An 18,470-nucleotide genomic window follows, 5' to 3' on the forward strand; every position below is an offset into this window, starting at 1 on the left:
AAAAGGAGACGAAAGAATATGTTTAAATGGCTTAAGCCAGCACCTGCAATTGAGAGATTGCCAGCAGATATGATTGATCGAGTATACAAATTATTACGTATTCGTGTATTAATGGGAATTTCAGTTGGGTATGCTGCGTATTATTTAGTTCGTAGTAACTTTACGTTATCAAGTACGTATTTAGTACAAGAATATGGATTTAGTACAGCTGAAATTGGACTACTAGGTTCAATCATGGCAATTGTTTATGGATTTAGTAAGTTCTTTATGGGGAATTTATCAGATAAAGCTTTCGCCCAGCGCTTTATCGCAGTCGGTTTATTCTTATCAGGGCTTGTAAATATTTGTTTCGGTTTTGCATCATCCTTCGGAATGATTGTTACACTACTTGTCCTAAATGGTATTGTACAAGGTATGGGAGCACCACCTTGTAGTATCGTTATGACGAAATGGTTCTCAAAGAAAGAACGTGGTACGAAAACAGGTATTTGGAATATTTCACATAACGTTGGTGGAATGCTTGTACCGCCACTTGTCGGAATTGGTGTAGCTATTTTTGGTGAAAGTCATTGGCAAGGCGGCGTGTTTATTTTCCCAGCGATTATCGCAATGGTAATTGCAGTTCTTGTTTGGATTAATGCGAAGGATACACCAGAATCAGAAGGTCTTCCTCCAATTGATGAGTATCGTAATGACTATGAAAATCTTGAAAAAGCAGATAATGCTAACAAGATGTCACCAAAAGAAATTTTAATGAAATATGTAGTAAAGAATAAATTTGTTTGGTTCTTATGTATTGCGAATGCATTTGTTTATTTAATTCGTTTCGGCGTTATTAACTGGGTTCCGCTTTATTTAACGACAGTTAAAGGTTTCTCAAAAAATGAAGCACATGCAGCGTACGCAATCTTTGAAGGTATGGCAATTCCAAGTTCATTAATCGTTGGTCTTTTAAGTGATAAATTATTTAAAGGAAAACGTATGCCATTATGTATCATTAGTATGGTCGGTGTTGTTATTGGTACGTTTGTATATTGGCAAGCGACTAGCATACTTGTTGTAAGTATTGCAGTTTCTATTATCGGTTGTTTAATTTATGTACCACAGTTCTTAATCGGTTTAAGTGCGATGGAATTAGTACCGAAATTTGCAGTAGGTACGACAGTTGGCATGTGTGGCCTGTTCGGTTATGTAGGTGGAAGTCTTGTAGCAAACGCAGCAATCGGTGTTATTGTTGATCGTTCTGGCTGGGACGGTTGCTTCATCTTACTATTAACAGGTGCAATTTTATCAACAATCTTCTTGTTCATCGTTCAACGTGGACATGAGAGAAATGCTCCTAAAGCGGCATAATATTTTGTTCGAAAAGCTATCCAATTATTATTTTGGATAGCTTTTTTTATATTAATATAATCTTTCCTTAAATCTATCTTAAAAGACAATATGTCATATTTCTAATCATTGGAATTTTTGTTACAATATAAATGAATGTGTAAAACTTTGTAAAAAGAATGTAATAATTTGTAATTTGTTTTCAGAAAGTTTTATACAATTCGAATATCTATTAAACTATTAAGTTATAAAAGGAGCGAGAATATGATACCAAATACGGTTCGTACTCCAAACAAGAAGAAGAAATGGATTATTATCGGGGTTATTGCACTAATTGTTATTGTAGCAGCAGTTAATATTTTTATTATGCAAGGTAAGAAGAAAGGAGCATCAACATCTGCTGATGCTGTAAGTTTTGAGAAAGTAACGGAGCGAAAGCTTAATAATACGAAGTTAATTTCTGGTCAGGTGAAGCCTGGGAATATTGAAAGTTTTTATGCAGATCCAACTAAAGGAAAAGTGAAAGATATTGAGGTGAAAGAAGGACAAGAGGTTGAGAAAGGTGCGAAGTTATTCTCTTATGATAATGAAGAGATTAATTTGCAAATGAAGCAAGCTGAGCTTGATCAGAAGATGGCGGATATGCGTTATGATCAAGGGAAGAAGAAGATTGATTCGCTGAAGAAAGAAATTAAGAAAGCGAAAGATAGCGGAGCTGGGAAAGAAGTAACGGATCCGATGGAAGAGCAAGTAAGTGAGTTAGAGATGGCGCAAAAGACAACTGATCTTGAGAAAGAAAAAGGGAAGTTGCAAAAAGAGGAGTTAAGTAAAAAACAGAAAGAACTTACGGTTTATAGTAATTTTTCTGGTGTCGTTCAAAAGTTAGATAAAGATGCGGCGCAAAGTTCATCTCAAGCTTTAGGTGGTCAAGGCAAAGCATTTTTACAAGTGGCTTCTAAAGATCCATTCCAAGTTCAAGGGACGTTAACTGAGCTTCAAAAGTCACAAATTCAAAAGGATCAAACATTTACTGTAACTGCGAAAGCAAATAATAAGAAGAAGTGGACAGGTAAGATTACAGAGGTAAGTGAATTCCCAACGAGTGCAGAAATGGCTCAAGCTGGTGGTATGGGTGAAGCGACTCAAAATATGTCCCAGTATACATATAAAGCAAGTCTTGATAGTCAAGATGGTTTATCTCCAGGTTATCACGTTTCTCTGCAAGTAAGTTTAGAGAATAAGACGATGATTGCTGTTCCGACTAAGAGTATTGTAGAAAAAGCTGATGATGCATTTGTTTATGTTGAGGATAAAGGAAAGCTTCGTAAACAAAATGTGAAAAAAGGTTCTACTGATGGAGACTGGACAGAGGTTGTAGAAGGCGTAACAGTGGGGCAAAAGGTGGTTAAAAATCCTTCCGACGATGTGTATGACGGAATGGAAGTGAAAGAGAAATGATTACGTTAAATAATATTGCTAAAACGTATTATCAAGGAAAATTGGCAGTACCGATTTTGCACGGTATTAGTTTAACGATTCAAAGTGGTGAATTCGTTTCGATTATGGGACCGTCTGGTTCTGGTAAATCAACGCTTATGAATATTATCGGTTGTTTAGATCGTCCAACAGAAGGCGAATATATGTTGAATGATGTGAATATCTTAACAGCAGACGAGTCAAAGCTTGCTTTAATTCGTAATGAATATATTGGATTTGTGTTCCAGCACTTTAATTTGCTGCCGCGTCTTTCAGCAGTAGAAAATGTTGAACTTCCGCTTGTATACGGTGGTGTGAAGAAAGCAGAGCGTCGTCAAAGAGCTCTAGAAGCGCTTGGTAAGGTCGGTTTGTCAGATAGGGTTCATCATTTACCGAATGAATTATCAGGTGGACAGAAGCAGCGTGTAGCTATTGCAAGATCGATTGCAAATAACCCAACGTTCATTATGGCCGATGAGCCAACTGGTGCGCTTGATACGAAGTCTGGTGAGCAAGTTATGGATATTTTCACGAAGCTTAATGCAGAAGGTACAACGATTGTTATGGTTACACATGAAGAGGAAGTAGCAGCGTATTCTTCCCGCCGTATTGTACTGCGAGATGGGAAAATTACAGAAGATAGAAGGTGTGCGGTATGAGTTTACTAGATAGTATAAAAATTGCCCTATCTTCTATTTTAGCTCATAAACTACGTTCAGCTCTTACGATGCTCGGTATTATTATCGGCGTTGGTTCTATTATTACTGTCGTTGCGATTGGGCAAGGCGGGGAAGCAATGCTGAAGTCGAAATTCGCAGGTTCTGGTGGTAATAACCTTATGCCAATTCAATTTAAACCAGATATGAATGATGAGTTTGCTATAGGCGGATTTGAAATACCGAAGTTAACGGAAGAGGATATTTTAGAAGTAAAACAAGTGAAAGATGTTTCACATGTTATTACGACAAACCAGGCGACAGAGATACTAGATGTAAATGATAAAAAAGCAAATCTGAATGTTATTGGTCTTGATAATGAATATTTTGCGGTTAATAAAGTAAAGGTCGTAAAGGGACGTACTTTAAATGAATCAGATATTTCTCATGCAAATAACGTTGTGATGATTAGTACAAAAACAGAAAAGACGTTATTTAAGGACGTAAACCCAGTTGGGCAAATTATTGAGATGAAAGGACAACCGATGCAGATTGTCGGTGTGTATACATCTGATAATGAGTTTATGGGGTTTGAAATGGAAGAAGCGTTAATCCCCCTTACATTATGGCCTGTTTTATTCGGAACAGATGATATTCAAAATATCGCAATTCAAGCTAAAAATGTAGACGATTTAGAAGCAGCTGGGAAACAAGCTGTTGATGTATTAAATAGTCGTAAGCCAAGTGAAATTCCAGGTAAATATGAACTGGTGAACTTAAAAGAATTCCAAGAAAATGTTTCTAAAGTCACAGGCATTATGACAATGATCATCGGCGGTATCGCTGGTATTTCATTAGTCGTTGGTGGTATTGGTGTTATGAACATTATGCTCGTATCTGTAACGGAGCGTACGCGTGAAATTGGGATACGTAAAGCGCTTGGGGCAACACGTAGTAAAATTTTATTACAGTTTTTAATTGAAGCAGTTATGTTAACGCTTCTCGGTGGTTTAATCGGAATTGGTCTTGGATATGGCGGGGCATATATCGTTTCCACATTTGCGAAATGGCCACCACTCGTTTCATGGGAAGTTGTCGTTGGAGGCGTACTGTTCTCTATGACACTTGGTATTATCTTTGGATTAATTCCAGCAAACAAAGCTGCGAAATTAGATCCAATTGAAGCATTACGTTATGAATAAGTTAGTAGTGTAATAGAGAGGGGGCTCTCTACTACACATTACCGTTCTAGTGGGCGGTTCGTAGCCTCTATGTTGAGGAAGTGAACCGCCCGTTAGAACGGGTTATATAAATAGAAGGAGGCGTTATAATGGAAGCGAATATTAATACGCAAGATGTAGGTTCGAAAAAGCCATCATTATTAGGGATGGTTACATCTCCAGGTGAACAGTTTGAGAGAATGAAGACTAGTAATGCAGTTTGGGGTGCGTTTTGGATACTTTCTTTACTATCAGGGATTACTGGAGGTATTAGTACTTATGTATATTCTTTAACACCTGAATCAATTAAGCTCAATCAAGAATTAGGGGTTAATGTTACACCTGTGATGAATTTCGGTGCTGGTTTTGTATTTGGTGTTCTCGGTATGATAATAGGTTTCTTCATTAGTGCTGCTGTATATAAAGTGTTAATGATGTTAATGAGTAATGATACTTCTTATAAGAAATTATTAACGATTACTGTATATTCAAGCATTATTTCATTACTTGGCGTATTAATAAATGCAGTTTTAGCACTTATTCTAGGTGGTTCAGGGAAAGAATTTTACACTGGTTTAGGACCAATTTTCGCTTCAAGCGGCGGTGCTGTAAAAGGTATTGCAAATAGCATTGAAGTATTTACAATTTGGGGATTTGTGATTACATGGTTAGGTCTTCAAATTACAGCTGGTTTAAGCAAAAAGAAAGCAACGATTCTTATGGTTATTTTCTTCATCTTAACGATTGGCTTTGGTGCGCTAAGAGGACTAGTGCAATAATCTTGATATTTCATGTCGCTAGAAAGAAATGCAGCAATTATAAAAGTAATTGCTGCATTTTTGTTATAAGGAGTAGATACATATGTTTAAGAAATTATTAGCAAATGTTTTGTTCATGTTAGTTGTATTATTGTTAGCGGTAGAATATATGCCGAATAAGAATCCTTATGTATTTGTTGGTGTTATAAGCAGTATTTTAGCTACAGGTCTATATGCAATCGATAGATACTTCAAACGTATAACTACAGAATAGTATAAATTGAAAATTTATAAACGATAGGTTCTTTCTTATGTATAGAAGGAATCTTTTTTATTTTTACCCTTATTTCAAATACGATCAGCAAAATTTCAAATTCTACTTCGTATAAATTCAAATTTCGGTGGTCGTATTTGAATTTACTCACAGTGAACTTGTCTCTTTATTTTTATATTGTGGAGGTACCGGCGGAATAACAAAGAGGTATACCTTTTAGAAACGGGTACTGTGTGAAACCAGCAACTTTTAAAGAGGCAGTTGTGTTGTATGAAGGTATGATTGTGAATCAAATAAAGAAGCTAGGTATTCGTCAAGATTATCAAGAGTATTATCAATGTGGTTTAATTGGTCTTTGGTATGCGTATGAAAGATTTGATGCGGAGAAAGGAAGTTTCCCAGCATATGCAGTTGTAACGGTGCGTGGTTATATATTAGAAAGGTTGAAGAAAGAGTTTGCAGTGCAAGAAAAGTGTGTATGTGTAGGAGAGTATGAGGATATCTTTCATTTTGAAGATATTGAAATGAGAGCGAAGGATTTTATGAGTGTATTAGATGAGAAGGAGAAGTACATTATTTATGAACGTTTTTTTGTAGGGAAGACGATGGGGGAGATCGCTAGCGAGATGGAAATGACTTATTATCAAGTGAGATGGGTGTATCGGCAAGCGCTTGATAAAATGCGAAATAGCTTAAGAGGATAAATATTATCATAAGAATGGAAGGCAAGGGATATTGCTTTCCATTCTACTTATTCTGTTAAGGTAGTAAATGTAATAAGAGGCTTTTAAATTGTAGTGAATCTTGCATGTTCATACGCGATAATACGTACCCAGCTTTTAATAATTGTTGTTTTAACTTATGGGGACTGATATGTATGGTTGTAGTAGTGCCATTTGAAAAATGAATGTTAGCTTTTTTACTCTTTTTGAAAAACTCTATGTCATCTATATGGTTATAAAACAGCCAAATACAGTTTGGAGAAGAGGGAGATTCTGTCGGGAAAGCACAAATATATTCTCGATGATTAATTGGAATTGGGACATTTTGTTTGAAATGAAAGTTTGTTTGAACTGCTTTACGTCTGCCTTGATAAGTAGAGTGAACATTGGTTAGACAAGATTGTTTGATGAGTTGGAGAGCAGTTTGACAGGAGTAAAGATGGTTCCCGCTACTTTCGATTATTTTTGTTTGATAATAAGGGTGCTTGTATGGCTCTAACATCATTGTGGAATTAGAAATAAAAATATCATTTTCATTGTTCATAATTTCGAGTCCTCCCCTATGAAATATTGTTATAAATATCATTATATACCAATTAAGTAAAATGATTGTTAATCTTTTGTTTTGTATTGTAAATTTTGGCTATTCGTTTACAATCAATAGATGTTAGTCTTTCTAATTTGCATCGCTTGTACATATATATGAAAATAGAAAAGAGTAGGCGGTGAGATAGTATGAAGAAAAAGTATATTATTATGGCTCTAGTTGTTGTTGTTCTAGTATATTTAGCAAATAGTAATCCGAGTAAAGGTGAATATACGGATTGGGCAGCAAAGCAGTTTATGAAACGTAATGATGTAAGTAAGAAGCTAGACGAAGTTCAAAAGGAAAATGAAGAGGGTCTCCTTGGCGATTTAGCATCGGCTGGTAAGAAGTTGGCGAAAAAATATGTTGAGCCACAAGTTGGATTATTAATCGAGAATTATACAAAGCGAAGTGATTATATTTTCTTCTCAACATATACGACCGAGTTTGATATAGGCGGAGAACACTATAAATATGTATGCGTCGGTTTTTCAAAAATCTTTATTCCGATTGAAATGCCGAAGAAAAAAGACGAATCTGCAAAATGATGCAGATTCGTCTTTTTGTTTATAAGGTAATGGGAACTTCAGATACATTCCTTTCTACGAGACGAGCTCCTTTTTTTCGAGTATTGTCATTGATTGACGAAAAGACAGATGAGGCAAGGATGGTATCCATTACTTGATTTACGACTTGTGCATCGATGGGTGTGATCGGTTTCTCGATAGAAAAGACAACTGTTTTTCCATCTTCTTTCGCAAAAATTAATTCTAGTACTTGCATATATTATTTCCTCCTTTTTATTTATCGTGTTATATGCAGATAGGGCAATCGGTGTTGGTTAATAATTAGCGGGGGATTCCCCCCCCCCATTAACCTTATAGGGTAGAAAGATCTGATGTGCTAACAAGTTGTATAGCGTGAAGCGGTGATGCTTGTAAAGAAGCAAGAGCACGTGCTACGTTTTGTACTTGCTCTAAGTTTGCATTTGTTTTAACACGCTTAAATTGTTTGTGCTTAAAAGCTGTTTTTCCGTTCTTATCTAATCCACTGTTTAAGACAAGACGTAAAGTTAAGTCCATTACGATTGTTTCGACTGCCATGTCTATCACCTCCTTTCACTTTATAAATAGGGTGCAAATGTCATGTTTTGGCGTGAAATTTATTCTTTTTTTTGGTACGCTTAAAAGACTAAGAGAGGGGCTTCGGAAGAATGAAACGTAAATGGTTATTTTGGATTCCTGTTCTACTATGGATGGGGTTGATTTTCTATTCCTCGGCACAACCATATAAAAACCAGGATATGCGTTCGGATATTGAACGATATGTAAATTTTGAGTTTGTAAAAGAGCATTTCTCGTGGGTATCTATCGATTATGGCGGTGGTACACCTGTTAGCATTGCAAATAAAGGTGTAGGCGGATTTATTGAGTTTTTCCTTCGTAAAGGTGCTCATTTTATGGTGTTCTTTATGCTCGGTTCATTGACGTATTATGCTTTTCATCGATCGGGTTATTCGAGAAAAAGGTGCTTTATATACGCTCTTCTTTTCGTTGGGGCATATGCAACATTTGATGAAATTCATCAATGGACTACGGGAGATCGTACACCGATGTGGCAAGATTCATTACTGGATACGTGCGGCGGATTAACAGGGATTCTAATAAGTAATTGGTTTTGGAATAGAAAAAGGAGCTAATCTTTTGAGATTAGCTCCTTTTGTTTATACACCAAGTAATTCTTTTAGCTCGTCTGTAGATAGTTCGGTCATCCAACTATCGCTTGTGATGACGGCGTTGTTTAGTGATTGTTTTCTTTCTAACATTTCATCAATTTTTTCTTCGAGTGTCCCCGTTGTAATCAGTTTATGAACGTGAACGAAGCGTTTTTGACCAATACGATATGCGCGGTCTGTTGCTTGGTTTTCTACAGCTGGATTCCACCAACGGTCGTAGTGAATGACATGGTTGGCAGCGGTTAAGTTTAAGCCAGTTCCACCTGCTTTTAGTGATAAGATGAAAATGTCATACGTTCCGTTTTGGAACTGCTCGATCATTTTGTCACGTTCTTTCTTCGGTACACTACCGTTTAAGAAGAGGACGCGCTGACCGAAATGTTCTTCTAACACATTTTTTAGCATGTTCCCCATACCGATGTATTGTGTGAAGATTAAACAACTTTCATTTTGATCTTTTATATTTTCAATGAGTTCCATTAGCGTGCTCGTTTTCATGGAACGCTCGATGATGTCTTTTGGTTCTGTTTCTTTTAAATAAAGAGCGGGATGGTTACAAATTTGTTTGAGCTTGTTCAGCATGAGTAATATAAATCCGCGTCTTTCAATCCCACTTAATCCTTCTACATTTTGCAATGTATCTTGAACGAGTTGTTCATATAAGGAAGCTTGTTCACCAGTAAGTGGGCAGTAAGCTTTCTGTTCTTGTTTATCTGGTAAGTTTAATGCGACGGTTTGATCTTTCTTCGTACGACGCAGTAAAAACGGCGAGATAAAACGTTGAACTTGTTGGATTTTTCCTTCGTCACGGTCTTTTTCAATTGGTGAGACGAAGCGACGCTGGAATTGTCCTAAGCTGCCAAGATATCCGTGATTAATGAAGTCGAAAATAGACCAAAGCTCGGCAAGACGGTTTTCCATCGGTGTACCGGTTAAAGCGATTTTGTGATTTGCTTGCAAGTTTCGTACTGCTTTCGACTGCTTCGTATGTGGGTTTTTAATATTTTGTGCTTCATCCAAAATAACAGCATCCCAGCATAACGTACTAAGTTCTTCTTCATCAAGCTGAGCTAATGCATAAGATGTTAATACAACATCTGCTGATTGAAGGAACTCTTTAAATGATTCGCCTTTCGCTCGGTTACTTCCATAGTGTAACTGAACACGTAAACTTGGTGCGAAACGCTCAAATTCTTTTTGCCAATTTCCCAGAACAGATGTCGGTGCCACAATTAGGGCCGGGCCGGTTTTGAGATTGCTCTCTGTTATATATAGTAAGTAAGTGATTGTTTGAATACTTTTTCCAAGTCCCATGTCGTCCGCTAATAATGCTCCGAATCCAAGTTTTCTTAAATATAATAACCACTCAATACCATGTTGTTGATACGGGCGGAGTGTGGCGTTTAGTGAAGAAGGGACATCTACTTTTGGAATATCTCCAATGTGCAATAGTTTTTGGAATAGCTCTTCATAATATCCATCTAGTTCAATTTCAATATCGGTAAACGGACTATCTTCTTCTACAATTTCTGTTTCAGTCGTGTTGGATAAATGTTGCTGAAGGACATCTTTCATTTCGAGTCCATATTTATCGGCACGGTTCATGAGCTTTCGTACTTCTTCAATAAAGGCTGGATCCAGTCTCATCCATTGACCATTTATATTGAATAATCGTTTGTTTTGTTCAACGAGTTCGAAAAATTCGCTTTCTGATAAATCAATGCCGTTCGTTGAAATGCGCCAGTCAAAATTAACGAGTGTATTCATACCGAAGAATGATTGTGTTTGTGTCGCATTTTGCTTCAGTTGCACACGTAATTTTGGTTTTGTCGCTTTTAAATTTTGCCACCATGATGGTAGTAAAATCGTAATACCTGCAGCGAGTAATTCGTTACTTGCTTCTGTTAAGAAGTTCCACGCTTCTGTTTCAAAGAGCTCACTTCGGAATGTATCGCCTTCTTTTAACCATGGTACAAGCTTACTGAAACCTTCTTGTGTTTCAAGAATACGCTCTTCATAATCGTGCCATCGTTTTGGTAAAGAATCGATGTTTTCATATACATATATGCGATGAGCACCACGCTTTGGCGTAACAATTGTTTCAAGCTTCCACATTTCAAATTCTTCTGGCGGCTCTTGTAACCGTAGTCCAATTGTAAAAGGAAGGTCATCTTCAATGTATCCAATTTTTCGAAGCCAATCTTCTTCATGTAGTGCTGCATCCAATTGTCTTTTCGTAAAGTCGTAATGTTCATAAAGTCTCTTTGCATCTTCCCATCCGTCGTTTGAACGGTTATCTTGTAATATGCTTTCATTTACCGCAGACGAGAAAAGAGATGCCAACGTTTCATCTTCGATTGGTGTATGTTGTACTTTCCAAGATGGTTGCTGAGACCAACGCTCCATATCAGGTACGAAGCTACCGCTTGTGAAGGCGTCCCATAATTCGTTCGCATCTTCTGTAAGTGCTGTAATAGGGCCGTTCATTTGAATACGGGCAAAGGAGTTCATCGGTTTATTAGCGATGTATTCAAATGCTTGTGCGTTTGTTAGCATAACACCTTGTTTTCCTTCAAAGGTTGCTTCTTTTAGAAACGTGCCGTAGAAGGAAGTGGAGTGCCATGTAAATGCATTTCGTTTCCAACTTGTTACGGATAATGGAGTACCGCTGTCATCTTCTCCCCAAAGGAACCAACCTTGACTAACATGCTGGAGCCTAATCGTTACTTCAGTTTGATTGATCATCGATTAATTTTCCTTTCCGTAATTCCTCTTGTAGTGCACGCAAACGTGAATGTAAGTTTGCGATGTGAATAATGAATGCATCAAATTCATCGGTACGCTTTAATCGTTTATACAATGTACGTAATTTCTTTAAGTAACGAACTGCACGTCTATATGATTTGCGATTTCGCTCTTCAATGGCCTCGGTAGCAGCAAGGTGATACAGAGGAAGTGCCGCTTCAGGTGCTTCCTTTTCAATATCTTTCAGTGGCTCTTTCAAAAGTTCAATTGCTTCAAACCCATGTAAGAGCTGAAGTTCTGCCCATGTTCGATACTGCTTTTTCGCGAGTACGTATTGCTCATAGTTTGCGAAGCTATATGGTAATAGCTCTTGCAAAATCATTTCGAGTCCGGCTTGTTCATTTGTATGGGTTGCATACGTTTCATACATGATGACGAATAAGCGAACGATATCTTTTATGAAAATTGTATTTTCTTGCTCATGTATCGTTTTCTTCACTTGTTTATACGTAAAGGAAAGCCAGTTTTTCGCACGATCCCACTTCATTGCATTTAATAGCTCTTCTAACCAATAAAAGTACAGGCTTACAACAGAAGCTGGTTGTTTCGTGAGTAAATCCATCGCTAAAAGATCTTCGTCATTTAAAAAGAGTAGATGAGAAGATGCTAATGTTTTGGAAAGTGGATTGATTTTCGTATCAATTCGTTTTTCTTCTTCATGTAGTTGCTCTTTATTGTGTAACAGTTCACTCCATATGTGACGATAAATAAAGAATCTCTCTTGCGTATAGGCATCGGTGGAGAAGAATACTTCGTGAACGAGACGAGCTGTTTCTTGCAAAATTGCTTCAGACTCTGAAGGAATCGCTTCTGATTGTAAGTCCCGAACGATGGATTCCACTTTATCTACAAATAGGCGAACGACATTAACAGGCTGATGATAAGAATACGTTTTATTTGCTTCGAAGTCCTGAATTTCTCCTAATAATTTTTGAAAGCAATAAAGCGCTGCATGTAACCTGAACAATTCATGTATCGCAACAATACGCGGAGCTTTCCGCTCGAGTTTCGTATAGAAGTCCGTAAAAATACTCATAAGAAAATACATTTGTTTATAAGTAAGCCGAGCTTGTTCTTTTTTAAATGCTTCATATTCGGTATCAAAATATGATTGCCAACTTTTATAATCCGTGTCTTCAAAAGCTGATGATTGCAATACTTGTCTTGCAGTTCGAATAGGAGGAAGGGAAGGTTTCGTATTGTTTTTAAATAAAGTTAATACATCTCCTACTTGCCCGAAACTAGATGCTGCAGATAGTAAAACAGCGAGCATATGCTCACATTGCGTTGGTGCGAAGCAATCGCAATAGCTTTCAGCGACGTTACGAATCGGGATATGGACACTATATACACTGCCTTCAGCATCTACGGTTCCTGATAGCGTATAACCATCAAAGTCAACGTTGTAGACAACACCACTACGATATAGGTGCCGAGCTGTAGCGACATGTTCCTGATCAGCTGTTTGCTGTGGATCTAGTCCTTGAACGAACTCATTCGCAATCATCATAATTTCATCTTTCGTAATTGAGTGTTGCAGCATAATATTCCTCCGTACACATATTTCTTTCCTTTACCATTATAAACAAAAAATGCTCAAAACAGAAAAAATGAAATTTGGATTACACAAATTGAAAATCATGGTAATATATATAATGTTTATAGGGAGAAAGAAGGCTCGAATTGGGGAGTAAAGTGAATAAGGAAGGCTGAAATTACCTGCTATAGAAAAAGTATAAGCTTTATTGTGTCACAATAAAGTTAGAGAAAAATTGGGGGAGAGCATATTGAAGTTTTGTGAAACTTGTAAGGAACAGTTTGCAGGTCATTTGAATTTTTGCCCTAGGTGCCGCAATAAATCAGAAGATACTTCGGCAAGTATGGTTGCTTCTAGTGAGGAGATACAACGAGAGACACGACCAGTACGAAGTAAGAAAAATATATTTCTTTTCATTGGTTTCATCGTAATTGCTGCCTTACTATTTGGAGTATATCAATTCGGGGCATATAAGTTCTCAAAAGAGAAGCAAGTAAATGAAATGCTTGAGGCATTCCAAAAGAACGATGTTAGTGCAATAGATGAGTTTGTGAAAGTAGATGATCCAGGTCTAAAAGTGAAGTCAGAAGACATTCAGGCATACATACGTTATTTAAAAGACAACCCTTCATACAATAAAGCATTACTATACTACTTGCAAAAAGAGGCGATAGCTAAAGATTCAGTAAGTGGTACAGTATCCTTTGAAGATGGGAGAATTATAGAAGACGGGAAAGAATGGTTCTTATATCCGAAGTATAAGTTCAATATGAAATCTTACTACATGAATGTTAGCACAACCGCGAAGAATGCTGAAATATATGTAAATGATAAAAAAGAAACAGAGCTTTCTAGTAGTAAAACTTCAAAAGAATTAGGGCCATATTTCCCAGGTTCTTATGTTGTGAAGGCAAAGGCGAAAGCAGAACTTACTCAATTAGAGACAGAAAAAGAAGTGGATTTAGCAGACGAAAAGAAAGGGACAGTAGAAGTGAATTTATCACTTGAAGGAAATTATGTAACTATCTCTTCTGATGAAAATGAAGCAACTGTTTTTGTGAATGGTAAAAAGCGTGGGAAATTGAGTAATGGAAGTTATAAATTGGGACCTGTAGCGACAGATGAAACAGTAGAAGTGCATTTAGAGAAAAATACAGAGCTTGGTACCATTAAATCCGAAAGTATAAAAATTGGGGATCAAAGCACATATTATTTAAAGTTCCCAAAAGAAACGCCAAGCGTAAAAGAAATATCGAGCTCAGCAGCTGGTGAATTTGTACGAACACATATTTATGATAATGTACGTGCGATTTCATCAAATGATTTTAGTATTATTGCAAATAATTATGATAAGAGCGGGCCATCTTATAAACAGGACCGTGAGTATTTACAATATCTATACAAAAAAGGAATTACAGAAGACTTATTAACAATGGAGGTTCGTAGTGTAGAGCGTCAAAGTGCTACGAAATATAAAGTAACGACATATGAAGAGTACCATATTCGTTATGGTGATGGCTCTGTTAAATTTAAGAGCTTTAGTAATGACCATATTGTAACAGTGGATGGGAATGGAAATATACTATATCATTCTCTTGGAGCAAATAATACGTTGAAATCAGAGGAAATATCTGGTCCAACTCGCTAATATAAAAAGACTATCTCAATTATAGAGATAGTCTTTTTACGATTAGAAGCGTGTTTCCTTTAATATCGCTTGTACATATGGATCATATAATATTTGTTCTATAACGGTTAACATGTTTTGTTCAAATGGAATATCGATAGGAAATGGCTTTTGTGAGCCGGGTTTGATTCCATATTGGACAAGTTTGTAATGTGTATTTCCTTCAGATTTGAGCACAATTAATTTATATCGCTTGTCATCGCCTGCAAGTGAAAAATCAATAGAAGTAGCGTCGTATGTTACTTCATCTTTATATATATACGGTTTCGGTGTACCGATCCAGTCTACTTTTGCTTGTACATTCATGGGCGTAACCTCCTTATAGCTATTATAAAAAAATAAAAGCCAGCTCTCAACAAAGAGAACTGGCCTTAGCAGTCATTGGTTATTTTAAAATTTTCACTTTAACAGTTTTGCGTCCCCATTTTTGAGCAGCGCTATCTGATCCAAGTAGGATATCGATACGGTTACCTTTAATTGCACCGCCAGTATCTCCAGCGATAGCTTCTCCGTAACCTTCTACCCATACTTTAGATCCTAATGGGATTACTTTCGGGTCAACAGCGATCATTTTCATGTTTGGGTTCGCTGTTAAGTCATGACCCATTGCAGTTAATACACGGCCGCCGTATGTGCCACCGTTTTCGCTTGGGTGAGCTGTATATGCTGTAGCTACAACTGTTAACTCACGACCACCAGAAGGTGTGCTAGTTTCAGCAGCTTTCACAGCAGGCTTAGCAGCTGGTTTTGCTTGTGCTGCAGGTGCTTTAGCTGGTGCTACAGTTTTAGCAGGAGCAGGTTGTTCTTGTTTCTCAATAACAGGTGCTGTACCTGTTAAGAAAGGAACGTGAACATAAGCTGTTTTCCCGTTATATTCAAATTGTAACCACTCATTTTGTACTTGGTTCGTTGTTTCGATCATATCGTCTTTCTTCAACGTTCCAAGAATTTCTGAGTTTGTGTTCGCTTCAGCACGTACGTTTAATACGTTAGCTGTTACGTAGTAGATGCTTTTTGTAAACTCTGTACTTACGAATGCGTCTTTACCATCTAAAGTGATTTTTGACCATCCGTTCTCTGTATTTTGAACATCTATTTTATTACCGTTTAGTAATTTACCGACAACTTTTGATTCCGTAGTAGGGTTTTCGCGTACATTTAGTACGTCTGTTGTTACAACAGTTTCTGCATTAGCAGATGATGTGAAAATCCCAAGACCAAAAACTGCTGCTGTTGCTATTCCAATTAATTTTTTCATGATAGCCTCCATTGCGTTTGTTTTCGTGTCCTCATTATAGCAACAGATTTTTTCGGATTTCGGGAAAACACACAATTACAAACCATTCGTAATCAGTCGTTAACATCCTGTAATATAACAAAAAATATAGGAAAGCGTTTTTCATTCTATATGATTAGTAGGTTTCTACTTATATTCAAAATATTTAATACAACATATTGTTTTCGGCATAAATAAGAATATTACAGGAGTGTTACATGATGTTTACTAAACAGTTACATTCCTTGAGTATTTTACCGTTTTATGGGTAATATAGTTATATAAACATAAACATTTTGTTTGTGAAACTATAAACACGTGCTATATACTAGCAAAAAAACCGCATAATTGTTACAAAAAGAAAGGGTTGCAAGGAAGAAATTTGCCCTTTTTTACATCTGTAACACATCCTTTTTTGGGAAAACACATTCCCATCCGCATTCTTCTCGCACAATTTGACAGCAGTATTTCGATCTTATAGCTCTTGCAGAGTAAAAAGATTATACGGAAGGTAAGGCTGTCCATAAGAATTCTAGTTGGTGAAGGTGAAAGTAAGAAAATCACCGTAAAGTTATAGTTTTCTATCCGATTTTACATATCGGAATTTATGTTATTTATTAAAGTAAACCTACGAAGGGGGATTTGATGAGGAAACTAACGAAAACATTTATTATCTCATTAACATTATGTATTGCATTTACAATTTGGGGGATTATTCCCGAATCTATTATTGGAAAAGGTAGCTTAGGAAATGTAACGACCGCAATTCAAACTGCACTAGTTAGTAAGTTTGGATGGTTCTATATTATTTCTGTCTCTATTATTTTAGGTGTGTCTATCTTTTTAATTGTTTCGAAGTACGGTTCTATTCGTTTAGGTAAAGATGATGATGAACCTGATTATAGTTATATGACATGGTTTGCTATGCTATTTAGCGCTGGTATGGGTATCGGCTTAGTTTTCTGGGGCGTTGCTGAACCATTAAACCATTTGTACGCACCTCCGTTTGGAGAAGGTGCAACTGAGGAAAGTGCGCGTCTTGCACTACGTTTTTCATTTTTCCATTGGGGATTACATCCGTGGGGACTATATGCGTTTGTAGCGCTATGTATTGCTTACTTTACTTTTAGAAAAGGAAAAGCAAGTACGATTAGTGCGACAGTAGGTCCGTTGTTTAAAAGCGGAGAACATGGGCGTATTGCTCATTCATTTGATGTGTTAGCTGTTTTCGCAACTGTGTTTGGTGTTGCGACGTCATTAGGTCTTGGTGCGAAACAAATTGCAGGTGGTGTTAGTTATTTAACATCTATTCCAAATTCATTACCGACACAGTTAGTTATTATTGCAATCGTAACAGTATTATTTATGTTATCTGCGCAAACAGGTCTTGATAAAGGAATTAAATATTTAAGTAATGCGAATATTATTTTGGCATTTGCACTTATGATCATTGTATTATTTGCGGGTCCAACAAACTTTATTATGAATTACTTTACTTCGACAATCGGTTCTTATATTCAGGAATTGCCAAGCATGAGCTTCCGTTTAAGTCCATTAGATGAAGGCGGAAATCAATGGATTCAGTCGTGGACAATTTTCTATTGGGCATGGTGGATTGCATGGTCACCATTCGTAGGTACGTTTATTGCTCGTGTTTCACGAGGACGTACGATTCGTGAGTTTGTTATCGGTGTGTTACTCGTACCGACTGTAATCGGTGCGCTTTGGTTCTCTGTTTTCGGCGGCACTGGTATTCATATGGAACTGTTCGGCGATGCACATATCTTTGAAAAAGTGAAAGAGATGGGGACTGAAGTAGGATTATTCGCTATGTTTGATCAGATGGGAAGCTTTGGATCAGCTTTATCTGTTTTAGCCATTCTTCTTATTTCTACATTCTTTATTACATCTGCAGACTCTGCGACATTTGTTTTAGGGATGTTAACGACACATGGTAGTTTAAATCCACCAAACCGCATTAAAATGGTTTGGGGCATCGTTTTAGCAGCGCTAGCTTCTATCTTATTATATGTTGGTGGATTAGAAGCCTTACAAACGGCAGCTATCATTGCGGCATTCCCATTCGTCTTCGTTATATTCTTTATGATGGCCGCATTATTTAAAGAGTTACAAAAAGAAGGACGTATGAAGCGTCATAAATAATAGAAGGAAAAAGAGCTGATTATGTATCAGCTCTTTTTTATATAGAAGGGATTTTACATACAAGTAAGGGAAATAAAATACTTTACTATATAAGTAGTAGGCCTTTTATATAAAGGAAAATCGATTAATTTCGACAACGTTCGATATTTTGTAGATTCTATTCATATTTTTGACAAAGAATTGTCGGAAATGTGTTGTCACGTTTATGTATATGTGCTATATTATTTCCTGTAAGCGATTTCA

18 protein-coding genes are annotated in these 18,470 nt (G+C 36.8%); 11 read left to right on the forward strand and 7 right to left on the reverse strand.

Translation table 11 applies throughout. From position 1 onward, the window contains the following. Nucleotides 1-18: 18 nt before the first annotated feature. From pgtP to FS742_RS21710, 7 genes are all read left to right on the forward strand, one after another. Nucleotides 19-1,353, forward strand: a complete 1,335-nt coding sequence (pgtP, locus tag FS742_RS21685) for an MFS transporter (RefSeq protein ID WP_144615004.1) — start codon at nt 19-21, stop codon at nt 1,351-1,353. A gap of 243 nt (nt 1,354-1,596) precedes the next feature. Then, nucleotides 1,597-2,790, forward strand: coding sequence for an efflux RND transporter periplasmic adaptor subunit (locus tag FS742_RS21690; protein WP_144615006.1), 1,194 nt, complete (start codon nt 1,597-1,599; stop codon nt 2,788-2,790). Next, the gene (locus FS742_RS21695; protein ID WP_000631628.1) at nt 2,787-3,467 is read left to right on the forward strand and encodes an ABC transporter ATP-binding protein; all 681 of its coding nucleotides are present in this window, start codon (nt 2,787-2,789) and stop codon (nt 3,465-3,467) included. The genes FS742_RS21690 and FS742_RS21695 overlap by 4 nt, the downstream gene beginning before the upstream one ends. After that, nucleotides 3,464-4,666, forward strand: a complete 1,203-nt coding sequence (locus FS742_RS21700; RefSeq protein ID WP_144615008.1) for an ABC transporter permease — start codon at nt 3,464-3,466, stop codon at nt 4,664-4,666. Before FS742_RS21695 ends, FS742_RS21700 begins: the two co-directional genes overlap by 4 nt. A 128-nt stretch (nt 4,667-4,794) precedes the next feature. Then, the gene (gene yknW, locus FS742_RS21705) at nt 4,795-5,463 is read left to right on the forward strand and encodes a YknW family membrane protein (RefSeq protein ID WP_144615010.1); all 669 of its coding nucleotides are present in this window, start codon (nt 4,795-4,797) and stop codon (nt 5,461-5,463) included. Between the two features lie 82 nt (nt 5,464-5,545). Then, the gene (locus FS742_RS27690; RefSeq protein WP_186327201.1) at nt 5,546-5,716 is read left to right on the forward strand and encodes a hypothetical protein; all 171 of its coding nucleotides are present in this window, start codon (nt 5,546-5,548) and stop codon (nt 5,714-5,716) included. Between the two features lie 233 nt (nt 5,717-5,949). Next, the gene (locus FS742_RS21710; RefSeq protein WP_144615012.1) at nt 5,950-6,420 is read left to right on the forward strand and encodes a sigma-70 family RNA polymerase sigma factor; all 471 of its coding nucleotides are present in this window, start codon (nt 5,950-5,952) and stop codon (nt 6,418-6,420) included. A gap of 55 nt (nt 6,421-6,475) precedes the next feature. Here the strand turns inward: FS742_RS21710 and FS742_RS21715 are convergent, their stop codons facing one another. Next, entirely contained in the window at nt 6,476-6,982 is a 507-nt protein-coding gene (locus FS742_RS21715; protein ID WP_144615014.1) for a competence protein ComK, read from the reverse strand. A 191-nt stretch (nt 6,983-7,173) separates the two neighbouring features. Between FS742_RS21715 and FS742_RS21720 the strand changes: the two genes are divergently transcribed. After that, entirely contained in the window at nt 7,174-7,572 is a 399-nt protein-coding gene (locus FS742_RS21720; RefSeq protein WP_144615016.1) for a DUF4359 domain-containing protein, read from the forward strand. Nucleotides 7,573-7,591: 19 nt separating this feature from the next. On the opposite strand, the gene FS742_RS21725 is transcribed toward FS742_RS21720, so the two are convergent. Then, entirely contained in the window at nt 7,592-7,807 is a 216-nt protein-coding gene (locus tag FS742_RS21725; RefSeq protein WP_144615018.1) for a DUF2922 domain-containing protein, read from the reverse strand. Nucleotides 7,808-7,902: 95 nt separating this feature from the next. After that, entirely contained in the window at nt 7,903-8,127 is a 225-nt protein-coding gene (locus tag FS742_RS21730) for a DUF1659 domain-containing protein (RefSeq protein WP_144615020.1), read from the reverse strand. 110 nt (nt 8,128-8,237) lie between these two features. On the opposite strand from FS742_RS21730, the gene FS742_RS21735 reads away from it, so the two are divergent. Then, a complete protein-coding gene (locus FS742_RS21735; RefSeq protein WP_144615022.1) occupies nt 8,238-8,723 on the forward strand; it encodes a VanZ family protein in 486 nt (161 codons plus the stop codon). A gap of 24 nt (nt 8,724-8,747) precedes the next feature. Here FS742_RS21735 and FS742_RS21740 read toward each other — a convergent pair whose 3' ends face one another. Together FS742_RS21740 and FS742_RS21745 are read right to left on the reverse strand one after the other, a co-directional pair. After that, a complete protein-coding gene (locus FS742_RS21740; RefSeq protein ID WP_144615024.1) occupies nt 8,748-11,504 on the reverse strand; it encodes a DEAD/DEAH box helicase in 2,757 nt (918 codons plus the stop codon). Beyond that, nucleotides 11,488-13,107, reverse strand: a complete 1,620-nt coding sequence (locus tag FS742_RS21745) for an SWIM zinc finger family protein (protein ID WP_144615026.1) — start codon at nt 13,105-13,107, stop codon at nt 11,488-11,490. The genes FS742_RS21740 and FS742_RS21745 overlap by 17 nt, the downstream gene beginning before the upstream one ends. A gap of 244 nt (nt 13,108-13,351) precedes the next feature. Between FS742_RS21745 and FS742_RS21750 the strand changes: the two genes are divergently transcribed. Then, nucleotides 13,352-14,749, forward strand: coding sequence for a zinc ribbon domain-containing protein (locus FS742_RS21750; protein WP_144615028.1), 1,398 nt, complete (start codon nt 13,352-13,354; stop codon nt 14,747-14,749). A gap of 42 nt (nt 14,750-14,791) precedes the next feature. Here FS742_RS21750 and FS742_RS21755 read toward each other — a convergent pair whose 3' ends face one another. Both FS742_RS21755 and FS742_RS21760 read right to left on the reverse strand, forming a co-directional pair. Next, entirely contained in the window at nt 14,792-15,094 is a 303-nt protein-coding gene (locus FS742_RS21755; protein ID WP_144615029.1) for a DUF3910 family protein, read from the reverse strand. A gap of 79 nt (nt 15,095-15,173) precedes the next feature. Then, nucleotides 15,174-16,046 carry a cell wall-binding protein EntA gene (locus tag FS742_RS21760; protein WP_137051155.1) on the reverse strand — a complete coding sequence of 291 codons (873 nt, stop codon included), beginning with the start codon at nt 16,044-16,046 and terminating at the stop codon, nt 15,174-15,176. 663 nt (nt 16,047-16,709) lie between these two features. Between FS742_RS21760 and opuD the strand changes: the two genes are divergently transcribed. Then, the gene (gene opuD / locus FS742_RS21770; RefSeq protein WP_144615031.1) at nt 16,710-18,227 is read left to right on the forward strand and encodes a glycine betaine transporter OpuD; all 1,518 of its coding nucleotides are present in this window, start codon (nt 16,710-16,712) and stop codon (nt 18,225-18,227) included. Nucleotides 18,228-18,470: the final 243 nt, after the last annotated feature.

Origin of the sequence: Bacillus cereus, assembly GCF_007678085.1 — a bacterium.
In the GTDB taxonomy this organism is placed as follows: Bacteria; Bacillota; Bacilli; order Bacillales; family Bacillaceae_G; genus Bacillus_A; species Bacillus_A cereus_BE.